This window comes from Vibrio sp. V10_P2A27P122 (assembly GCF_963874335.1).
Lineage (GTDB): Bacteria > Pseudomonadota > Gammaproteobacteria > Enterobacterales > Vibrionaceae > Vibrio > Vibrio anguillarum.
On the sequence record NZ_CAWNHY010000260.1, the window covers coordinates 1 to 20,532 of the forward strand.

16 protein-coding genes are annotated in these 20,532 nt (G+C 43.6%); 15 read left to right on the forward strand and 1 reads right to left on the reverse strand.

The window, feature by feature from the left end:
* Positions 1–79: 79 nt before the first annotated feature.
* The 15 genes from AACQ17_RS12980 to AACQ17_RS13050 all read left to right on the forward strand — a co-directional run bounded on the left by AACQ17_RS12980 (position 80) and on the right by AACQ17_RS13050 (position 19,322).
* Complete coding sequence (locus AACQ17_RS12980) at positions 80–409, forward strand: ArsR/SmtB family transcription factor (protein WP_013867870.1); 330 nt, start codon at positions 80–82, stop codon at positions 407–409.
* A 30-nt stretch (positions 410–439) separates the two neighbouring features.
* Positions 440–859, forward strand: a complete 420-nt coding sequence (locus AACQ17_RS12985) for a YeeE/YedE family protein (protein WP_013867869.1) — start codon at positions 440–442, stop codon at positions 857–859.
* Between the two features lie 10 nt (positions 860–869).
* A complete protein-coding gene (locus AACQ17_RS12990) occupies positions 870–1,328 on the forward strand; it encodes a YeeE/YedE family protein (protein WP_017046424.1) in 459 nt (152 codons plus the stop codon).
* Positions 1,329–1,384: 56 nt separating this feature from the next.
* A complete protein-coding gene (locus AACQ17_RS12995) occupies positions 1,385–2,404 on the forward strand; it encodes an efflux RND transporter periplasmic adaptor subunit (protein WP_374956456.1) in 1,020 nt (339 codons plus the stop codon).
* Position 2,405: 1 nt separating this feature from the next.
* A complete protein-coding gene (locus tag AACQ17_RS13000) occupies positions 2,406–5,552 on the forward strand; it encodes an efflux RND transporter permease subunit (RefSeq protein WP_094147469.1) in 3,147 nt (1,048 codons plus the stop codon).
* Between the two features lie 231 nt (positions 5,553–5,783).
* Entirely contained in the window at positions 5,784–7,214 is a 1,431-nt protein-coding gene (locus AACQ17_RS13005) for a transporter substrate-binding domain-containing diguanylate cyclase (protein WP_094130143.1), read from the forward strand.
* Positions 7,215–7,758: 544 nt separating this feature from the next.
* Positions 7,759–9,879: an anaerobic ribonucleoside-triphosphate reductase gene (gene nrdD / locus AACQ17_RS13010; protein ID WP_026028505.1), complete on the forward strand. Its 2,121-nt coding sequence runs from the start codon at positions 7,759–7,761 to the stop codon at positions 9,877–9,879.
* A gap of 23 nt (positions 9,880–9,902) precedes the next feature.
* On the forward strand, positions 9,903–10,370 hold the full coding sequence (gene nrdG / locus AACQ17_RS13015; protein WP_013867863.1) for an anaerobic ribonucleoside-triphosphate reductase-activating protein: 468 nt from the start codon (positions 9,903–9,905) through the stop codon (positions 10,368–10,370).
* Between the two features lie 62 nt (positions 10,371–10,432).
* Positions 10,433–11,614: an amino acid aminotransferase gene (locus AACQ17_RS13020; RefSeq protein ID WP_013867862.1), complete on the forward strand. Its 1,182-nt coding sequence runs from the start codon at positions 10,433–10,435 to the stop codon at positions 11,612–11,614.
* A gap of 28 nt (positions 11,615–11,642) precedes the next feature.
* On the forward strand, positions 11,643–12,266 hold the full coding sequence (locus tag AACQ17_RS13025; protein WP_094130137.1) for an ATP-dependent zinc protease family protein: 624 nt from the start codon (positions 11,643–11,645) through the stop codon (positions 12,264–12,266).
* Between the two features lie 315 nt (positions 12,267–12,581).
* Positions 12,582–13,529, forward strand: coding sequence for an exopolyphosphatase (locus tag AACQ17_RS13030; protein WP_038148427.1), 948 nt, complete (start codon positions 12,582–12,584; stop codon positions 13,527–13,529).
* Between the two features lie 251 nt (positions 13,530–13,780).
* On the forward strand, positions 13,781–15,598 hold the full coding sequence (locus tag AACQ17_RS13035) for an extracellular solute-binding protein (protein WP_166538071.1): 1,818 nt from the start codon (positions 13,781–13,783) through the stop codon (positions 15,596–15,598).
* Between the two features lie 9 nt (positions 15,599–15,607).
* Positions 15,608–16,693 carry a microcin C ABC transporter permease YejB gene (locus tag AACQ17_RS13040; protein ID WP_013867858.1) on the forward strand — a complete coding sequence of 362 codons (1,086 nt, stop codon included), beginning with the start codon at positions 15,608–15,610 and terminating at the stop codon, positions 16,691–16,693.
* Positions 16,690–17,733 carry an ABC transporter permease gene (locus AACQ17_RS13045; RefSeq protein ID WP_094147471.1) on the forward strand — a complete coding sequence of 348 codons (1,044 nt, stop codon included), beginning with the start codon at positions 16,690–16,692 and terminating at the stop codon, positions 17,731–17,733. The genes AACQ17_RS13040 and AACQ17_RS13045 overlap by 4 nt, the downstream gene beginning before the upstream one ends.
* A complete protein-coding gene (locus AACQ17_RS13050) occupies positions 17,730–19,322 on the forward strand; it encodes an ABC transporter ATP-binding protein (RefSeq protein ID WP_013867856.1) in 1,593 nt (530 codons plus the stop codon). Before AACQ17_RS13045 ends, AACQ17_RS13050 begins: the two co-directional genes overlap by 4 nt.
* A 116-nt stretch (positions 19,323–19,438) precedes the next feature.
* On the opposite strand, the gene AACQ17_RS13055 is transcribed toward AACQ17_RS13050, so the two are convergent.
* Positions 19,439–20,230: an EAL domain-containing protein gene (locus AACQ17_RS13055; RefSeq protein ID WP_013867855.1), complete on the reverse strand. Its 792-nt coding sequence runs from the start codon at positions 20,228–20,230 to the stop codon at positions 19,439–19,441.
* Positions 20,231–20,532: the final 302 nt, after the last annotated feature.

Genomic DNA, 20,532 nt, shown 5'->3' on the forward strand with positions numbered 1-20,532 from the left:
GTCTAATGTTAATTTATCTAATTTTGGATAAGCTAAATAAGCATTGACTAAAGCTCATTCATTAGTATTATCTAATTAAATGCAATGCGAAGGGGGAATGATGGAGATCACATCAGTCAATGTGGAGCAAATGAAAACAAATGCGATAGAGGTTTCAGAGTTGCTTAAAACGATGGCCCATCCTGAGCGTTTGATGGTGCTTTGCCAGTTAATTAATGGTGAGGTGGGCGTTGGAGAATTGCAGCAAAGCTCGATGTTAAGTCAATCAGCCTTTTCGCAACATTTAACCGTGCTTCGTAAGCAAAATATGATCAAAGCAAGAAAGGAGTCGCAGCAAGTCTTCTATTCGCTATCGGATCCGCGGGTTGTACAGCTTATTCAAAGTTTGCAGACCGTTTTTTGTAATTAGTTCATTTGTCATAGGTTAAAAGGATAAATAATGTTGTTTTCTATTCCTTGGGAATCGTTGTTAGGTGGTGTTTTACTAGGGATATCAACTTCACTCATGTTGCTGTTTAACGGCAAAATTGCTGGGATAAGTGGGGTATTAACGGGATTGATGACGCCTAAAACGCGTGATTTTGCATGGCGTTTGTTATTTGCACTTGGCATGGTAACTGGTGGTGCTATTGCCGTTTGGTTTTTAAATGCACAAGTGCCGCAAACTTTTAACTTTAATAACGGTGTTTTGGCGCTTGCTGGTCTATTAGTTGGGGTAGGCACTCGATTAGGAAATGGTTGCACCAGTGGCCATGGTATCTGTGGTGTTGGCCGACTATCCACTCGCTCTATTGCGGCGACAGGTACCTTCATGGGCGTTGCTGCCATTACTGTGTTTGTACGCCTTCATCTTCTATAAGTGAGTCAAAATGAATCAGATGTTGTTTAGATTAACCTCGTTAGTGGCAGGTATTTTGTTTGGTGCGGGTATGGTTATCTCAGGAATGGCCAATCCAGCCAAAGTCGTAGGTTTTTTGGATGTGGCTGGTGCTTGGGATCCAAGCTTAATGTTTGTGATGGGAGGCGCATTGACCGTTTTTATGCCGACCTATTTCATCGTTATTAAAGCAAGACAGCAGCCTATAAACGCAGAAAAATTCTGTTTAGCGACGACCCGCAGTGTTGATACCCGGCTTATCTCTGGTGCTGCGATTTTTGGGTTAGGTTGGGGATTAGTGGGCATCTGTCCAGGGCCAGCACTATCAAGCCTTGCACTGGGTAATATTGAGGTATGGCTATTCTTTATCTCAATGATGGTTGGGCTTGGTGCAACTAATTTGTTGATCTGCATTAAGAATAATAAACAACAGCAAACGCAAACGGTTTAATCTAACTAGAATTCAATAAGCAAGTGGAATCGTAACGATCAACATGAGGGATGGGTATGAAAAGGCGAATTTGGATTGCGTGTATTGCCTTAATCACGAGCGGTTATTGGGCCGTTGGCTATGCTGATGATCGTTATATCGTGACCTATGAGCAGATACCACAGCAGATTGCATTTGAAGGTGTTGTCCAGCCAGTTAACAAAGGGACAGTTGCGGCTCAAACCTCTGGTCGAGTCGTTGGTGTGTATGTCGACGTTAACGATTTTGTTAAAAAGGGCGACGTGCTATTAGAAATCAGCGCTATTCAGCAATCGGCTTCTTTAGACGCATCTCAAGCTCAGTTAACCAGTGCAGAGGCTCGAAATCGTGAAGCTCAAGCTCAACTAAAGCGTTATCGACTGCTGTTTCCTAAAGGTGCGATTTCACAAGACCAAATGGATGGCGCTGAAGCTCAAGCTCGAAGTGCTGCTGCGGCCGTCAAGGCGGCAAAAGCCGCGGTCGTGCAGGCGAAGGAGTCACTTGGATACACCAATATTACCGCCCCTTATGATGGTGTCGTGACGGAGCGACATGTAGAGCTGGGTGAAACGGTAGCTCCGGGTACTGCGCTGCTCAGTGGTTTCTCATTCAATGAGTTGCGTGTTGAAACGGCCATTCCGCAGCGCTATCAGCCTGCAGTCACCAATGTTGCTCAATTCCAAGTCATTATGCCTACGGGCGATAAAATAACCCCAATCGATTACAGCTTATTCAGTTATGCCGACCCTCAATCACATACATTCAAAATCCGTCTTGAACTGCCTCGTGTAGATCAAACTAACAAGTCCGGGCAAGTGATGCCAGGAATGTGGGTCAAGACAGAGTTTAATTATGATCAACGTGAGGTGATGCTCATTCCTGTTGCCGCTGTGATTCGCCGAGCAGAACTGAGTGCCGTATATCGCATCGTTGATGATAAACGACTGCTAAATCCAGTGCGATTAGGGCAAACCTATGGTGAATATGTGGAAGTATTGTCTGGCTTGGAGCAAGGCGATACGGTCGCAAGCCGTGTATTTACACAAGTAGGTGAGTGATATGGATAATCGTTTAGGCGTCTCAGGACGTATTGCCAAAGCTTTTCAGACTTCAGCGATGACGCCGTTGCTCGCGATTGTTGGGTTACTGATGGGCGTTTTTGCGGTAATGGTTACTCCTAAAGAAGAAGAGCCGCAAATCGATGTGACCTTTGCCGATGTGTATATTCCTTTTCCCGGAGCTTCTCCGGCGGAAGTGGAAAGTTTAGTGACGAACCCAGCAGAGCAGATCATCTCTGAAATTGAGGGAATTGATAAAATTTACTCTTTTTCACAACCCGATGGTGCGATGATTGTGGCTATCTTTGATGTCGGCGTTCCTAGAAACGACGCCGTGGTTCGTATTTATAATAAACTCTATTCCAATAAAGATTGGATGCCAAAAGGCGTTGGGGTGGGCGAGCCGATCATCAAACCTAAAGGCATTGAAGATGTGCCTATCGTCAGCATTACGTTATCCGATAAAACGGGCACTTTGGACAACCAGCAGTTAACGCAAGTGGCCCATGGTTTAGAAACAGAGCTCAAACGCATTAATGGTACACGAGATATTTATACGATAGGTCGCCACCCTACTATTGTTGATGTACGTTTAGACCCCGTTAAAATGAACAGCTTTGGCATCACGTTAGATCAACTGAATCAGCATCTTCCTGCTGCGAACCACAGCTCTCCAATGTTGAAACTGACGCATGAAAATCAGCAGTTTCCCATCCAAATTGGTCAGTTTTTAACAAAAATTGAAGAAGTAAAGCAATTGGTGATTGGGCTGCATAACCAGGCACCGGTATATTTAGCGGATGTCGCTACGGTTCAATTGGGTGTTGATACATCAACCCAACAAGTTTGGACCAGTGATAAGCAAGGTATTTATCCAGCAGTTACCTTAGCCATCGCTAAAAAAGGAGGTGAAAACGCCGTTCGTGTGGCTGAGATGGTTGAAGCTCGAGTTGCAGAACTTGAAAATCAGTTAATTCCACACGGAATCAGTGTTGGAATCACGCGTGACTACGGGAAAACCGCCGCCGATAAGAGCAATACATTGATCGGCAAATTGATTTTTGCAACCACTGCAGTCGTTATTTTGGTGGTTATTGCGATGGGATGGCGTGAGGCTATCGTAGTCGGTATGGCTATTGTTGTCACCTTGATGATGACACTGTTTGCATCATGGGCATGGGGTTTTACACTCAACCGGGTCTCGCTTTTTGCGTTAATTTTCTCTATTGGCATTTTAGTGGACGATGCCATTGTTGTTGTGGAAAATATTCACCGTCATATGGCGTTAGGTAAGCGCAAACTGGCGGATCTCATTCCTACGGCGATTGATGAAGTGGGTGGACCCACAATCCTTGCCACCTTAACCGTGATTGCCGCACTATTGCCAATGGCCTTTGTCTCTGGGCTTATGGGCCCGTATATGAGCCCAATTCCCATCAATGCTTCGATGGGAATGCTGATTTCATTGGCGGTTGCATTTGTCTTTTCACCTTGGTTAGCGGCCAAGTTTCTTAAGCCTTCATCGCATCAAGCACAATCTCAATCAACTCAAGGCATCTTTCACCGAATCATGAATCCTTTCGTGGTCTCGGCTGCACAAAGACGTAACCGCTTTTTCTTGATGCTTGCGGTATTTGCGCTTATTGCTGGCTCCCTATTATTGCCAATCACGAAGGCCGTGGTTTTAAAAATGCTGCCTTTCGATAATAAATCAGAGTTTCAAGTGGTATTGGATATGCCTGAAGGGGCGTCGCTTGAGAAAACGCAACGCGTTTTATTTGAACTTGGCGCGGTGTTAAATAGCGTGCCTGAAGTCAGTGGGTATCAGATTTACGCAGGTACAGCCGCACCGATCAACTTCAATGGCCTTGTGCGTCATTATTTTATGCGCAATCAAGCCAACCAAGGTGATATTCAGGTGAACCTGTTAGGGCGAAAAGAGCGCGATAAAGATAGTCATACGATTGCAAGTGAAGTACGCCCAAAGCTTAATGAGGTTGCCAGCCGATTTGGCGGTAAAGTCAAAGTCGTTGAAGTTCCACCGGGGCCACCCGTTTGGTCACCTATTTTAGCGGAAGTTTATGGTCCGACACATGACATTCGGGCACAAGCGGCAAGGATGCTACGCGGGATCTTCCACGAAACAGCGGACATTGTCGATATCGATATGTATCTACCGGAAGTGCATCAAAAATGGCAAGTAGTGATTGATCGCAGCAAAGCGTCACACTATCAAGTACCTTATGCTTCGATAGTCGATGCTTTGGCGACGGCCGTCGGTGGAAAGCCGATCACCTATTTGCACAGTGAGCACAGCAAGTACCCAATCCCCATTCAAGTGCAAGCTAGTGAAAACGCCAAAGTCCGATTAGATCAAGTGTTGAACATGAAAGTAAGGAGCACTGCGGGTAGTGCATATCCATTGTCTGATTTAGTCACGATTCGCCAAACTCAAATGGATGACTACATTGTGCATAAAAACCTGTTACCAATGGTGATGGTGGTGGCGGACATGACGGGTGAAACAGACAGCCCCTTATACGGTATGTTTGAAATGGCGTTCAACATCAATGCACTTGGTCTACCTGTGGAACAGTATTATATCCACCAACCTACAGGGTTAAATGGTGTCGAAATCTTCTGGGATGGTGAATGGACGATCACTTATGAAACATTCCGCGACATGGGCATTGCCTACGCGGTTGGGATGATCCTTATTTACTTACTGGTTGTCGCGCAGTTTAAGTCCTACCTTGTTCCGTTGATCATTATGGCTCCAATTCCACTGACGATTATTGGCGTCATGCCCGGCCATGCGTTACTTGGTGCTCAGTTCACCGCCACGTCGATGATTGGGATGATAGCACTCGCGGGGATTATTGTACGTAACTCCATCTTGCTGGTTGATTTCATTAATCAGCAGGTTGAAGAAGGTGTGGCATTTTCCGAAGCGGTTATTCAGTCTGCGGCTGTTCGTGCTAAACCCATCATGCTTACCGCTTTAGCGGCCATGATCGGGGCAGTATTTATTTTAGATGACCCCATTTTTAATGGCTTAGCCATTAGCCTGATTTTCGGCATCTTTGTTTCTACCGTCTTAACTTTATTGGTGATTCCTGTTTTGTATTATACGGTTATGCGTCATTGATCTTTCTGTTCTAACAGTTCCCTTGCTCTAACTATAAAAAGGGCGCTGAGTAGTCAGCGCCCTTTTTATCAGCTTTAAAATGTCAGTAGGCAATGGATATTAAAAATGCAGTTTTAAATAGGTAGATTACGGATAAATTCGCTATGATTATAACTAAAGGTGTTTCATAACAAGAAAAGCGGTGCAAGCTTAATCGTGTTTGAGTCAACTAAACTCCCCAGTTAGGAAAACATGAAACTGAAATCTGCGTTATTGATGATATTTTCTCGAGTGATGGCTGTATTGGCGCTGCAGCTTCCAGTCATCGCTTCTACGGCAGAAGTCGGTGAACCGCTCTCCAGCGAGCATGATCTTTCTCAACCTCTGCTTATTACAAGCTCAGCCAAGTGGAAACCGTATTCGTATATTAATAAGCAAGGAGAGCCTGCCGGAATCTTAGTCGATTATTGGAAAGTCGTTGCTGAGCAAAGCGGGTTCGATGTTGAATTTAAACTAGTAAGCTGGAACGAATCACTAGAGCTGGTTAAACATGGGCAAGCCGACGTTCATGCGGGTCTAATTCAATCACCTGAGCGAGATCTGTTCCTCGATTTTGGACCTGAAATTATGGCGATCGAGACGCACGTATTCTTAGATCAACACCTACTCGGTACGGATTTTGACAAAATATTTTCAGGTGAAATCGATATTAAGGTTGGCGTTGTATTGGGTGGCTATGAGGCGTATTACGCAGCTCAATATTTACCTAAATTAAACTTGGTCTACTTTGCCACGAATGAAGATATGTTGTATGCCGCTTCTAGTGCAAAATTAGAAGGGTTTATTAGCGATTATCAAGTCGCTAATCTCTTTATGTTTACAGAAAATAGCCCGAAAAAATATGTGCCAGTTAAGTTTCTCTATTCTGAGCCGTTGCGCTTTGGGGTGAAAGAGGGCAATGACGTTCTTTGGCAGAAGCTCGCAAATGCGACAGATAAGGTATCTGATGCCTCTAAAATGCAGTTATTTAGTCGCTGGATCTACATGGAAACGGTTTACCCAAAATATTTTATCCCGATCATCATTAGCGTAGCTCTGATGGTTCTCTGTATTTACATCTTGATGTTAAGACGCGCAGTCATACATAAAACCATCGATTTAGAGAGAGCAAATCACTTGCTAGAGAAATTGGCGCAAACTGATGAGCTAACAAAAATCAGTAATCGCCGACACTTCCAATCAAAGATAGCAGAATTGCAAGGAACTCCCGTCTCCTTCACCTTATTGGTGTTTGACATTGATAACTTTAAGCTAATCAATGATCAGTTTGGCCATGAAGTGGGTGATCAAGCCATTATTCATGTGGTTAGACATGTACAGAGAAAGTTATCCAATAATGACTTTATTGCTCGTTTAGGTGGAGAAGAGTTCGCCATTATTCTTACTCTCTATACCTTTGAAGAGGTCAAATTGAAAGCTCAATATATCTGTCAATCTGTCTATGAAAATCCAATGCGAGTAGCCAATGATACCATCACGCTCAGTATCAGTTTGGGTGGCGCCTATTACGATCTTGTTCCTGATAAAGTCTCACTTACTGTTGCGGACAGTTTAATGTACCAAGCCAAGTCGGCGGGTAAAAATCGAGCTGTAGTTGTTAAAGTTGATCAATGTGCGGATTGATCATTCCAATTAACTTCATTTCGACCATCTATTATCACTTGGCTCGCCCGAGGACAGTGTTTCAAGAAAAGCCATTGCAAGAAAAGTATGGATGATGTTTTTTGGCAACGAAATGACCTCGATTAATCATGAAATAGTGTGCTGGAATTCGACATTCCATGTCGCTAATGTGAGACTTTGTGCCCAAGTCGCGAAAGAGGGAATAAAGAGTATTGCTGCCGCTAATCGACATACACATTTTGATTTTAACATCGCAATACCTCACTGATCGAATCCGAAGGCTTAGCCTATCAGGTTCGGTGAAATTTCAAGAGGAAAAATCAAAAATTTGCAATTTTCATCGTTTCTTTTCTAAGTGAGATCTACTACTCCAAGATCGCATTGATCTTGTTCAATGCTCGGTTTTTATTGATCCAAATCAATACCCTGAGTTGGGAGTTTTCGTTAAATGCACCACAATATATTGTGTCAGTCGGATAATAAACTGCTCTATATAGTGTATTTGTGGATAACTCTGTGAGTATGCTAGGGGTAAGGAGAAATGGTGAAACCTATCGTAATCAAACGTGACGGATCGAGAGCCCCGTTCAACCGTGATCGCATTCAATCTGCCGTGGAAAGTGCAGCTGAACATATTGATAAAGAGATCGCTATTTACGCACTCAATGTGGCGTTGGCGGTAGAACTGAAGCTCAAAGATTACGATGAAGTCCATATCGCCGAGATTCAAACCTTAGTAGAGAACGAGCTAATGCAAGGGCCCTATAAAGCATTAGCTCGTTCATACATCGAGTACCGACACGATCGTGATATCGCGCGTGAAAAGCAAAGTGCCTTGACGCAAGAGATTGAAGGCCTTATCGAAGAAAGTAATGCCGATCTGCTCAATGAAAATGCGAATAAAGACGGCAAAGTTATCCCAACGCAGCGTGACTTACTGGCTGGTATTGTGGCGAAACACTACGCTAAAACCCGCATTTTACCGCGTGATATTGTGCAAGCGCATGAAGAGGGTGATATCCACTATCATGACTTGGATTACGCTCCCTTTTTCCCAATGTTTAACTGCATGCTGATTGATTTAAAAGGCATGCTCACTCATGGCTTTAAGATGGGTAATGCCGAAATTGATACGCCAAAATCAATTTCAACCGCCACCGCAGTGACCGCACAAATTATCGCTCAGGTTGCGAGCCATATTTACGGTGGCACCACCATCAACCGTATCGATGAAGTGCTTGAACCCTATGTGACAGCCAGTTACGACAAACATTTAGAAATAGCAAAAGAGTGGGATATTCATCATCCCGAAGCCTTTGCTATGTCCCGTACAGAAAAAGAGTGCTACGACGCATTCCAGTCACTTGAATATGAAGTCAACACTTTGCATACCGCGAATGGGCAAACTCCGTTTGTCACTTTCGGCTTTGGTCTAGGGACCAGTTGGGCCTCTAAATTGATTCAACAGTCGATTTTGAAAAATCGCATTGCTGGCTTAGGCAAAAATCGTAAAACGGCTGTATTCCCTAAGTTGGTATTTGCCATCAAAGATGGCTTAAATCATAAAGCGGAAGATCCAAATTATGACATCAAACAACTCGCATTAGAGTGTGCGACCAAACGCATGTACCCGGATATTCTCAACTACGACAAAGTAGTTGAAGTGACTGGTTCATTCAAAACCCCAATGGGTTGCCGCAGCTTCTTAAATACCTATGAAGAAGGTGGTGAGCTGATTCACGAAGGGCGGAATAATTTGGGGGTAGTCAGTCTCAATTTACCTCGTATCGCGCTGAAAGCGGGCCGAAATATTGAACAGTTCTACACATTACTCGATAAAAAATTAAAACTGGCTCGCCGTGCTTTAGAAACTCGCATCAGCCGCCTTGAAAAAGTCAAAGCACGCGTCGCACCTATTTTGTATATGGAAGGGGCATGTGGTGTTCGTTTAAAAGCCGATGATTCTATTGCCGATATATTCAAAAATGGCCGAGCATCTATCTCTTTGGGCTACATCGGTGTGCATGAAACCATTACCGCGCTCTATGGCAGTGATACACATGTTTATGATGATAGCGAGCTGCGAGATCGCGCGTTAGATATCATTAAATACCTGAAAGGGGCCGTTAACCAATGGGCGGAAGAAACCGGTTACGCGTTCAGTTTGTACGGTACGCCAAGTGAGAACCTCTGCAGCCGTTTCTGCCGTATTGACACAAAAGAATTTGGTGTGATTGAAGGTGTAACGGATAAAGGTTATTACACCAATAGCTTCCATTTGGATGTGCAAAAGAAAGTTAATCCATACGATAAGATTGATTTTGAGATGCCATATCCAGAGGTTTCAAGTGGTGGTTTTATCTGTTATGGAGAGTTTCCGAATATGCAGAAAAACATAGAAGCGCTTGAAAATGTTTGGGATTACAGTTATAGCCGTGTTCCTTATTATGGGACCAATACGCCAATTGATGAGTGCTATGAATGCGGTTTTACTGGCGAATTTGAGTGTACGAGTAAAGGGTTTACCTGTCCTAAATGTGGTAATCACGACTCATCCAAAGTCTCCGTAACCCGCCGCGTGTGTGGCTACCTTGGTAGCCCAGATGCTCGTCCGTTTAACTTCGGTAAACAAGAAGAAGTTAAACGTCGCGTTAAACACTTGTAAGTGATAGTGAGTAACCTGTTGGCATGAATTATCACCAATATCATCCGATTGATGTTGTGAATGGCCCGGGGACGCGTTGTACGCTGTTCGTCTCCGGCTGTGAACATCAGTGCAAAGGATGTTACAACAAAGGGACTTGGTCGCTGCATTCTGGCCACACTTACAATGAGCAACTAGAGCAGCAGATCATCACCGATTTGAACGACACGCGCATCAAGCGCCGAGGATTATCCTTGTCGGGTGGCGATCCCTTACACCCGCAAAACCTTACTTCTATTTTGCAATTGGTTAAACGAGTAAAGACTGAATGTGTGGGGAAAGATATCTGGTTATGGACGGGATATACCCTAAACGAACTCAGTGATGCTCAAAGACAAGTCATTGAATATGTTGATGTCTTGATTGATGGAAAATTTGAACAGGATAAAGCCGATCCAAGCTTAGAATGGCGAGGCAGTGCCAATCAAATAATCCATCAATTTAAACTGTAAAAATTATGTATCTAGTGCTAACTTGAAGGTCATTACTTGAATTTCAAAGGGTTGTGACCTTCATGTTTTCACATTTACCAACACCAACACTCGATCCAATACTTTCATTATCGGTTGCATACCGCAACGATCCTCGCAGCGAAAAAGTTGACCTAGGCATTGGCGTTTATCGTAATAGCCAAGGAGAGACGCCGATTATGCGCGCCATTGCCAAAGCGCAAGAGCACGTGATTGCCACACAAACCACTAAATCGTATGTTGGGCTTGCTGGGTGTGAAGAGTTTAACCAAAGCATGGTGAACTTATTATTGTCTGGCACTTCAGTGCTTGATCGTGTGGCTGCGATTCAAACGCCCGGAGCAAGCGGTGCGCTGCGTATGCTCGGTGACTTAATGCACGTAGCACAACCAGAAACGACGGTGTGGATTACTGACCCAAGTTACGTCAATCATAAACCTGTGATGGAAGCGGCGGGTTTAAAAGTGAAATATTATTCTTACTTCTGTCGCGAGACTAAGCAAGTCGATACTGCACGGATGCTTGATGATTTATCGCAAGCAGGGCCAAAAGATGTGGTGCTTATCCATGGTTGCTGCCATAACCCAACTGGCGCGGATATTGATTTCGCCGCATGGCAAGCGATCACCAGTCTTGCGCAGAAAAATGGCTTCATCCCTTTTGTTGATGTTGCCTACCAAGGGTTTGGTGAAGGTCTTGAAGAGGATGTGAAAGGGCTGCGTTTTATGGCAAACAACGTCGAAGAGATGTTGATCACCACCTCTTGTTCAAAGAACTTTGGTCTCTACCGAGAACGAACTGGTGCCGCGATTGTTGTCGGTAAAAACGCACAAGATGTAGCGAATGCAAAAGGTAAATTACTAACGTTAGCACGTTCGACCTACACTATGCCGCCCGATCATGGTGCTGCACTGGTGAAAACTATTTTACAAAATCAAGCATTAACCGCGATTTGGAAGCAAGAGTTAAGTGAAATGCAACAGCGTTTGTTAAACCTGCGTCAAACCTTGTGTAATCATTTGAGAAATCAGCACAATACTTCACAATTCGATTTTATCGAAAGTCACAAAGGGATGTTTACTGTGCTAGGCTTTACTCCAGAACAGATGGCTCAGCTACGTGATCAATATGGAATCTATGGGGTAGGTGATGGCCGAATTAACATTGCAGGCTTATCAGAACAACATATTCCGTATGTTGCTCAAGCCATAGTGAATGTCTCTTAAATATTTATCAGTTTGATTAGGTGGGTCAATGAAACAACACTTGAAACTTATTGCTCTTTTAATGTTGAGTACTGGTTTGATGGCATGCAGTACGCTAAACCAAACCTCAACACAACCAGAGCAAAAGCCAAAAGTTGAAGAGCCAAAACAACAAAATACTGAGGCACAAAAACCGGTTGAAAAACCCTCGAAAGAGCCAGTGGTTGTGGTGAAGGCCAAAAAAACCTCTGATGGTAAGCTTATTTTGGGCGAAAAAGAGTGGGTTTATGTGCCGAGTTTGAACGAAAGCTTCAAAGCGCGTATCGATACCGGGGCGGCCACCTCTTCAATTAGTGCCGTGGATGTTGTTGCTTTTGAACGCGATGGAAATGATTGGGTCAAGTTCAGGATTGAACACGATGACATCAAAAGTGATGAGATAAGTTTACCTGTTGAACGCTGGGTCAGAATTCGGCAATCCAGTGCAGAGGGTACACAAAGACGTGCGGTCGTTGTCGCTTGGATTGAAATTGGTGATCTCAAAGAGAGAACCGAATTTACGCTTGCCGATCGTACACATCTGACTTATCCACTGTTACTTGGTCGTAGTTTCTTTAAAGATGTAGCGCTTGTTGATGTGAGCCGAAAGTACGTGCAGGATAAACGTAAATAGAGATACCTCACTTCTTAGCTCAACCTAACAGCCAGCACTTGTTGCTGGCTTTTTCTTACCTCCAATTCCCTAGTTGTAACAGCAGTCTTTATTCCTCATTACTTTATTCGATATTTGCTCAATAAAATGATGCGCTGTGTTGAATAATGTTTAAAAACCATTGTGTTAAGTTTGTTAAAAAGACGATGGCGTCTAAAATGAAAACATACTACCTGCATTGGTAAACCGAAAAGGTGTTAACTCAGGATCTGATATACAAAACACTGCTTAAACCCACGCCGAGCAGTGATATGACTGCTAATAAGGAAATTGTCTATGTCTGAGCATCAACAAGCTGAAAGTAAATTTAGATTAGTGACACGCAGCGATTTTGATGGGCTGGTTTGTGCCGTGTTGCTCAAAAAACTCAACCTAATTGACGAGATCGTGTTTGTTCACCCAAAGGATATGCAAGATGGGAAGGTGACGACAACTGAGCGTGACATTGTCACTAACCTGCCTTACGTCGCTAATGCTCACTTAATTTTTGATCATCACCTATCGGAAACTATTCGCAATCAAGGTGAAAGACCGAATCATATTATTGATCCAAACGCGCCATCTGCCGCGCATGTAGTATGGCAATATTATGGCGGACTGGATACGTTTCCCTCTCAGTGGCAAGAGATGCTGATTGCTGTCGACAAAGGTGACTCCGCGCAGTTTACTCGGGATGAAGTGCTTGATTCTGCGGGATGGAATTTACTGAATTTCCTGATGGATGCAAGAACAGGTTTAGGGCGCTTCCATGAATTTCGTATCTCCAATTATCAGTTAATGATGGATCTTATCGACTACTGTGCGAACCACTCCATTGCCGAGATTCTTGCTCTGCCGGACGTTCAAGAGCGCGTTACTTTGTACCGTGAGCATGAAATTCTATCTAAACAGCAGATTCAACGTTGTGCCAAAGTCTATAAAAACCTTGTCATTCTTGATTTGACGGGCGAAGAAATTATTTACGCGGGGAATCGGTTTATCATTTATGCCTTATTTCCCCAGTGTAATATCTCGATTCACAAAATGTGGGGCTTTCAGAAGCAAAATATCGTGTTTGCTACGGGGAAATCTATTTTTGATCGTGGCTCTAAAACCAATGTGGGCGGATTAATGCTCAAATATGGTGGTGGAGGCCATCAAGCGGCTGGAACGTGCCAAATTGCTCTTGAAATGGCCGAGCAGGTAGAAAAAGAGCTGATCAGCCAAATTACCACAGATGGTTAAAGCCGGTGAAGCCCTGCATGGCAGGGCTTTTTATCTCATCGCGGCGTTTTCTATACGTTTCGTTCCTAAAACCACAAAGTTACCAATTCTTATTGCGGCTCATCACCTACCAGCAATGCCAAGTTGTTTCGTTATAATTGCAGCTTGGGGTTTCGTAAATCTTATTTTTCTCTATACTTACCCAAGTGACTGAATTATTAATAGTTTACACTGATGGAATGTCGCGAAGTTATCAATGGAAGGATTCTAGTATGAGAAAAATTAAGCCTACGCTGTTAGGTGTGACTGTGCTGCTGATGAGTGCTTTGGCGACTGCGGATGTTGTAGAAACCACAACATTATCCGGCGTTGGGCAAGCCAAATATCCCGCCAATTTTTCTCATTTCGATTATGTTAATCCAAGCGCACCTAAGTACGGAAAAGTAACTTATGGCGAGGTAGGTACTTACGACAATTTTAACCGCTTTGCTTCCCGAGGCGCTCCGGCGGCAGGCAGTGGTGAGCTTTATGATTCACTGATGTTTGCGCCCAGCGACGAAATTGATACCTATTATCCATTGATTGCTTCTAAAGTTCGTTATTCTGATGACTATTCGTGGCTAGAACTAGATATCAACCCGAACGCACGTTTTCAAGACGGTAAACCGATCACCGCGCAAGATGTTGAGTTTACGTTCAACAAGTTCATGACAGAAGGGGTGCCTCAATATCGACTGTTTTACAAAGCGGTTAAATCGGTAACGGCGATCCATCCTTTAACGGTTCGTATTGAGATGTCAGAACCTAATAGAGAAAAGCTTTTTAGTTTGGCTCAATCAACTCAAGTGTTGCCTAAGCACTATTGGCAGGATAAAAACTTAGCAGAACCATTAAATGAACCGCCAGTCGGCAGCGGTCCTTATAAAGTCGTACGTTATCAAACTGGGCAGAGTGTTACTTATGAGTTGCAGGAAGATTATTGGGCTGCCAACTTACCAGTCAGCATTGGGCGACATAATTTCAAGCAGATCCAATACGACTATTACCGCGACGATACCGTAATGCTTGAGGCATTTAAAGCTGGGGAATTTGATATTCGCCAAGAGAGTTCGGCGAAGTTTTGGGCCAGCTCATACACTGGATTGAACTTTGATAAAGGATTCATCAAGAAAGAAGCGATCGCGCATAATAGCCCAGCTTCAACCCAAGGTTTTGTATTTAATATTCAACGAGAAGTGTTTAGTGATCCGAAAGTGCGCGAGGCTTTGACCTATGCGATGGATTTTGAATGGATGAACAAAAATATGTTCTACGATCAATATTCACGAACGCGTAGCTATTTTCAAAACACAGAGTATGAAGCGAAAGGTCTTCCCTCTACTGATGAACTTACTATTCTTACACCACTAAAAGATAAGATCCCAGAACGTGTTTTTACCCAAGAATACCAACCACCAGTGACGGATGGGTCTGGTCGTATTCGTCAACAACTACGAGTCGCTTTTCAATTGCTCAAAGAGGCGGGGTGGGAGCTGAAAGATAAAGTGATGACCCATAAAGAAACGGGTAAAGCGTTTGAGTTTGAGTTATTGATCTACAGTCCGACCACGGAACGCATTGCTATTCCTTTGCAAAAAAATCTAAAACAGCTTGGTATCGAGATGAAGATTCGCTCAGTGGATACCACACAATATCTTAAGCGTTTGCGCGATAGAGATTTTGACATGCTTTCGTCGGCCTATGCGGCGAATCCTTACCCAAGTCCTAACTTGTTGATTATCTGGAATTCAAACTACATCGATTCCACGTACAATCGTGCTGGAGTGGCAGACCCAGTTGTCGACTTCCTCACTGAACAAATTGCCGTCAATCAAGAGCATCCAGAAAAATTATTGCCTTTAGGCCGAGCATTAGATCGCGTTCTACAATGGAATTTTTATCTGATCCCACAGTGGTATCTGAGCCAATATCGTATCGCAACTTGGGACAAATTCGAGCGCCCTAGTGTGATGCCAAAATATGATATTGGCCTTGATACTTGGTGGGTTTCGGAGCAGAAAGCGCAATTGCTACCAGAAAAACGCCGTTAAGAGGATGCAATGACTGCTTATATTTTCCGCCGATTGCTGCTCGTTGTGCCCACGCTGTGGGCGATTATTACCATTAATTTTTTTATCATCCAAATTGCCCCCGGAGGCCCAGTTGAGCAAGCGATTGCACAAATGGAAGGGCATGGTGACGGAATTATGGAGCGATTTACTGGAGGCGGCCAAGAGGTGGATATGTCGCTGTCGGCTAACACTGGAGGATATAAAGGTTCTCGAGGTTTAGACCCCGAGGTAGTCGAAGCGATAAAAAAACAGTTTGGTTTCGATAAGCCACTTCATGTCCGTTATTTTGAAATGCTAAAAAATTACGCAACCTTTAATTTTGGTGACAGCTTATTCAAAGGAGGCAATGTTATTGATTTGATCACTGAGCGTTTACCCGTTTCGATCTCTTTAGGGCTGTGGAGTACGCTGATCATCTACCTTATCTCCATTCCTCTCGGAATTTTAAAAGCCATTCACCATGGCTCAAGGTTTGATGTATGGTCAAGCGCAGTGGTTATCATCGGTTACGCTATTCCGGGCTTCTTGTTTGCGATTATTTTGATCATTATTTTTGCCAGTGGAAATTATTTCAGCTGGTTCCCACTGCGTGGTTTAGTATCAAATAATTTTGCTGATCTGACTTGGTATCAACAAATTGGCGACTATTTTTGGCATTTGGCTTTGCCCATCTTTGCAATGGTGATCGGTGGGTTTGCCACTTTGAGTATGCTAACGAAAAACTCATTTCTTGATGAGATCAACAAACAGTATGTGGTGACGGCTCGAGCAAAAGGACTGGATGAAGGACGTATTCTTTATCAGCACGTTTTTCGTAATGCGATGCTGATTATTATTGCCGGTTTTCCGAGTGCTTTTATCAGCATATTTTTCACAGGTTCGATGCTGATTGAAGTGATGTTTTCACTGGAAGGTATAGGGCTACTTGGTTTTGAATCGACCATTCAACGGGATTATCCTGTAGTGTTTAGTTCTTTATACATCATGACGTTACTTGGATTAGTCCTCAGCATCATTTCCGATTTGACCTATATTTGGGTTGATCCTCGAATCGACTTTGAGGCTCGTTCATGATGGTAAAAAAAAGGCTGTCCAACCCATTAAACGTATTGCGCTGGCACGGTTTTAAGTCCAATCGGCGCGGTTTTTATTCACTATGGTTGTTTACGCTTTTATTTGTGGTGAGCCTATTTGCTGAGCTGATTGCAAATGATAAACCCCTTTTGGTTGAGTACGATCAGCAGTGGTTTTTCCCGACCTTTCAACAATATGCAGAAACTCGTTTTGGTGGTGAGTTTGAAACCGAAGCGGATTATACCGATCCTTACGTCATCGATCTGATTGAACAAAAAGGTTTTATTGTTTGGCCATTGATCCCATTTAGTTACGACACCATCAACTTTAATATCAATAATGCAGTGCCGTCAGCGCCAGATTCAGTGAACTGGCTTGGTACTGATGATAAAGGGCGCGATGTGCTGGCTCGTATTATTTACGGGTTTCGTATTTCGGTTTTGTTTGGCTTTGTATTAACACTCGTCTCGTCAGTGATAGGCGTTATCGTTGGTGCCACTCAAGGTTATTATGGCGGTTGGCTTGATTTACTTGGGCAACGTTTTATTGAAGTTTGGTCAGGGATGCCAACGCTTTTTCTGCTGATCATTTTATCGAGTTTCGTCGAACCGAATTTTTGGTGGTTGCTTGGTATTATGGTGCTTTTTAGTTGGATGGGTTTAGTGGGCGTGGTGAGAGCGGAGTTTTTACGCTGTCGTAATTTTGATTATGTGCGGGCTGCGCAAGCGATGGGTGTGAGTGATCGCCGCATTATGCTTCGCCACATGCTACCTAACGCGATGGTGGCTTCTTTAACCATGATGCCCTTTATTCTTTCAGGCTCAGTTACGACTTTAACATCCTTAGATTTTCTCGGTTTTGGCTTGCCAGTCGGCTCGCCCTCTTTGGGCGAATTATTGGCGCAAGGGAAAGCCAATTTACAAGCTCCATGGTTAGGTATTTCAGCATTTGTGGTGCTCTCGTTAATGCTGACATTATTGGTCTTTATCGGCGAAGCTGTACGCGATGCCTTTGACCCGCATTCGACAGGGAGAAGATGATGAGTAAAACCGTACTCTCTATCCAAAATCTTTCGGTCGGGTTTGGTCAAAAAGACAATGTTGAACCTGTGATTAAAGCAGTGTCACTTTCTCTCTCCGCAGGGGAAACCTTAGCTCTGGTGGGGGAAAGTGGTTCTGGTAAATCAGTGACGGCGAATGCCATTTTGAAGTTGTTACCGAAAAGTGCTGCCCACTATTTGCAAGGGGAGATCTTTTTTGATGGTATCAATACGTTGAACTGTAGCGAGAGGCAATTAAGAGGTATACGAGGTGGGCGGATTGGTATGATTTTCCAAGAGCCAATGGTCTCACTCAACCCTCTGCACAAAGTTGGTAAACAGTTAATCGAAGTTGTGGAGATTCATCGAGGACTAAAAAGCAGCAAAGCACGTCAGTTGGCCATTGCATGGTTAGAAAAAGTGGGTATTCGATCGCCAGAAATTAAGATTAATGCTTATCCACATGAACTTTCTGGGGGAGAACGCCAGCGAGTCATGATTGCGATGGCTTTGATCAATGAGCCTGAATTACTGATTGCTGATGAGCCGACTACTGCGCTTGATGTTTCTGTGCAGGCGCAAATATTAGATCTACTTAAAAACCTGCAACAAGAACTGGGTATGGCCATGTTGTTCATTACTCATGATCTCAGTATTGTTAAGCGTATCGCTGATCGCGTTGCAGTGATGCAAAATGGGCAAGTGATCGAGGTGAATGATGCCAAAACGCTGTTCTCATCACCCTCTCACTCTTATACCAAAAAATTGATTGAATCCGATCCTCGAGGTTTGCCCGTTGACGTAAACCCTGACAACCCAATTCTAGTGCAGCTTCAGCATCTCAAAGTATGGTTTCCCATCACTGGCGGCTTATTCAAGCGCACGGTCTCGCATATTAAAGCTGTCACCGACATGCAGTTTAAGCTTAAAAGAGGACATTCATTAGGAATTGTTGGCGAGAGCGGTTCGGGTAAATCGACCACTGGCATGGCGATACTAAAATTAGTCCATTCGGAAGGCTCGATTTGTTACGACAATAATGAGCTGCAAGGGTTAGATAGGAAAGCTATGTTACCTTATCGCAGCAAGATGCAAGTCGTTTTTCAAGATCCATTTTCAGCACTGAATCCGAGAATGTCGGTGGCGCAGATTATTGGTGAAGGGTTAGAGGTTCATAGCCGTTATGATAGACAAACTGTTGAACGAATGATTTGTGATGTGATGCGAGAAGTTGAACTCGACCCAGCCACTCGCTACCGTTATCCCAATGAGTTTTCAGGTGGGCAACGACAACGTATCGCGATTGCTCGGGCATTGGTGCTTAAACCTGAGTTCATTTTACTTGATGAACCAACTTCTTCTTTAGATCGTACGATTCAAGCGCAAGTGTTGGATCTGCTTAAATCGCTGCAACAAAAATATGGATTAACGTACTTGTTCATTAGCCATGATTTACATGTGGTGAAATCATTATGCCACTACACTATGGTGATGAAACAGGGTGAAGTCGTTGAGCAAGGGGAAACGCAACAGCTGTTTCTCAATCCTCAGCACCCTTATACCCAAGAGCTTATTTCCTTTTCTTATTAAACATCACGCTATGTCATACAGTTAAATAACGTGATGTTGTCGCTAGGAAAACAGTGAGTGAATATTGAAAGTAGCGGTAAAGTTGGGGCGCTACGCGCATGTAAAGAATATCGTTATTAAATGGCCATCTTAATGGCTGGTACTATCGCTTCCGGCATGGCTAAAAAATAGCCTTGAAACATATCAATATCGAGTTTTTGCATTGCTTCGAGTTGCGCTTGGGTTTCGATGCCTTCTACAACGGTATTGGAACCATTCTGTTTCGCAAGGGTAATGCCATCCATAAGTGGGTCACAATCACCTTGCATATATTTGAGTAATAAGCTTCGATCAAATTTGATGATATCAGGCGTCACCAAATTAACCCGTTGTGGTGTTGAGGCTTGAGTACCAAAATCATCAATGGCAATTTTAAAACCATTTGCAGCCAGACTTTGCGTTGCGCATTGCAGCTTGCTTTCATTTTCTGAATCGATTTCAATCAATTCCATGACCAGTTGATTATGTTCTATATGTAGTTCTTTGAGGCGATCGCATAGCAATGCTTTGTTGATGTCGCTGATGGCAAACAATTCACCCGCGACAGGCAGTAAATTTAGAAATAATTGGCATTGACGATATTCGGAAAGGGCATAGTTTCGGATGTGGATAACTCGGCTGAGTCTTTCTACGTTAAGTTTGTCGATGGGATTAATAGTGTCGGAATGGAAAAAACAATCGGGGCGAATGGTCGTGCTGCCATTGGCGGTTATTCTCACTAGGGCTTCAACGCCCACAATACGGTTATCCCGCGAGAATATCGGCTGGAAAACGCTTCGCAACACAAGATGCTGGTAATGAGCGATAAACTGGCCATCGGAATCCAGAGACATGCATTTTGAAAACTGAGTTTTGTTAGTTAAAAGCATACAATTTTCGACATCCTAATCATTAATTTTTGCTTGAAGCATCCGAGCGCCAATATGCCATGCCATATTATTGACCCACCTTGACCTTTGTCAATTGTACCTTTGGCTAAGATGAAAATTTGTGGGTTGTCAAAACAGCGTCACAAATATTGAATTATTTAGTGAATGTGATGCGGCAGGCTCAATTGATTGAGAGTGTGCTAAATCAGAAGACAGCCCAATGAAGAGGGTAATATAAAATCTAGAATTTGGAAGAAAATGAGGGCGGTTTGTTTACATTACGCCCATTGTAATACGGCATA

Bases quoted from the DNA above. Each gene is read 5' to 3' on its own strand.
- AACQ17_RS12980 (WP_013867870.1), top strand. From the start codon at position 80: ATGCAATGCGAAGGGGGAATGATGGAGATCACATCAGTCAATGTGGAG.
- AACQ17_RS12985 (WP_013867869.1), top strand. From the start codon at position 440: ATGTTGTTTTCTATTCCTTGGGAATCGTTGTTAGGTGGTGTTTTACTA.
- AACQ17_RS12990 (WP_017046424.1), top strand. From the start codon at position 870: ATGAATCAGATGTTGTTTAGATTAACCTCGTTAGTGGCAGGTATTTTG.
- AACQ17_RS12995 (WP_374956456.1), top strand. From the start codon at position 1,385: ATGAAAAGGCGAATTTGGATTGCGTGTATTGCCTTAATCACGAGCGGT.
- AACQ17_RS13000 (WP_094147469.1), top strand. From the start codon at position 2,406: ATGGATAATCGTTTAGGCGTCTCAGGACGTATTGCCAAAGCTTTTCAG.
- AACQ17_RS13005 (WP_094130143.1), top strand. From the start codon at position 5,784: ATGAAACTGAAATCTGCGTTATTGATGATATTTTCTCGAGTGATGGCT.
- nrdG (WP_013867863.1), top strand. From the start codon at position 9,903: ATGAATTATCACCAATATCATCCGATTGATGTTGTGAATGGCCCGGGG.
- AACQ17_RS13020 (WP_013867862.1), top strand. From the start codon at position 10,433: ATGTTTTCACATTTACCAACACCAACACTCGATCCAATACTTTCATTA.
- AACQ17_RS13025 (WP_094130137.1), top strand. From the start codon at position 11,643: ATGAAACAACACTTGAAACTTATTGCTCTTTTAATGTTGAGTACTGGT.
- AACQ17_RS13030 (WP_038148427.1), top strand. From the start codon at position 12,582: ATGTCTGAGCATCAACAAGCTGAAAGTAAATTTAGATTAGTGACACGC.
- AACQ17_RS13035 (WP_166538071.1), top strand. From the start codon at position 13,781: ATGAGAAAAATTAAGCCTACGCTGTTAGGTGTGACTGTGCTGCTGATG.
- AACQ17_RS13040 (WP_013867858.1), top strand. From the start codon at position 15,608: ATGACTGCTTATATTTTCCGCCGATTGCTGCTCGTTGTGCCCACGCTG.
- AACQ17_RS13045 (WP_094147471.1), top strand. From the start codon at position 16,690: ATGATGGTAAAAAAAAGGCTGTCCAACCCATTAAACGTATTGCGCTGG.
- AACQ17_RS13050 (WP_013867856.1), top strand. From the start codon at position 17,730: ATGATGAGTAAAACCGTACTCTCTATCCAAAATCTTTCGGTCGGGTTT.
- AACQ17_RS13055 (WP_013867855.1), bottom strand. From the start codon at position 20,230: ATGCTTTTAACTAACAAAACTCAGTTTTCAAAATGCATGTCTCTGGAT.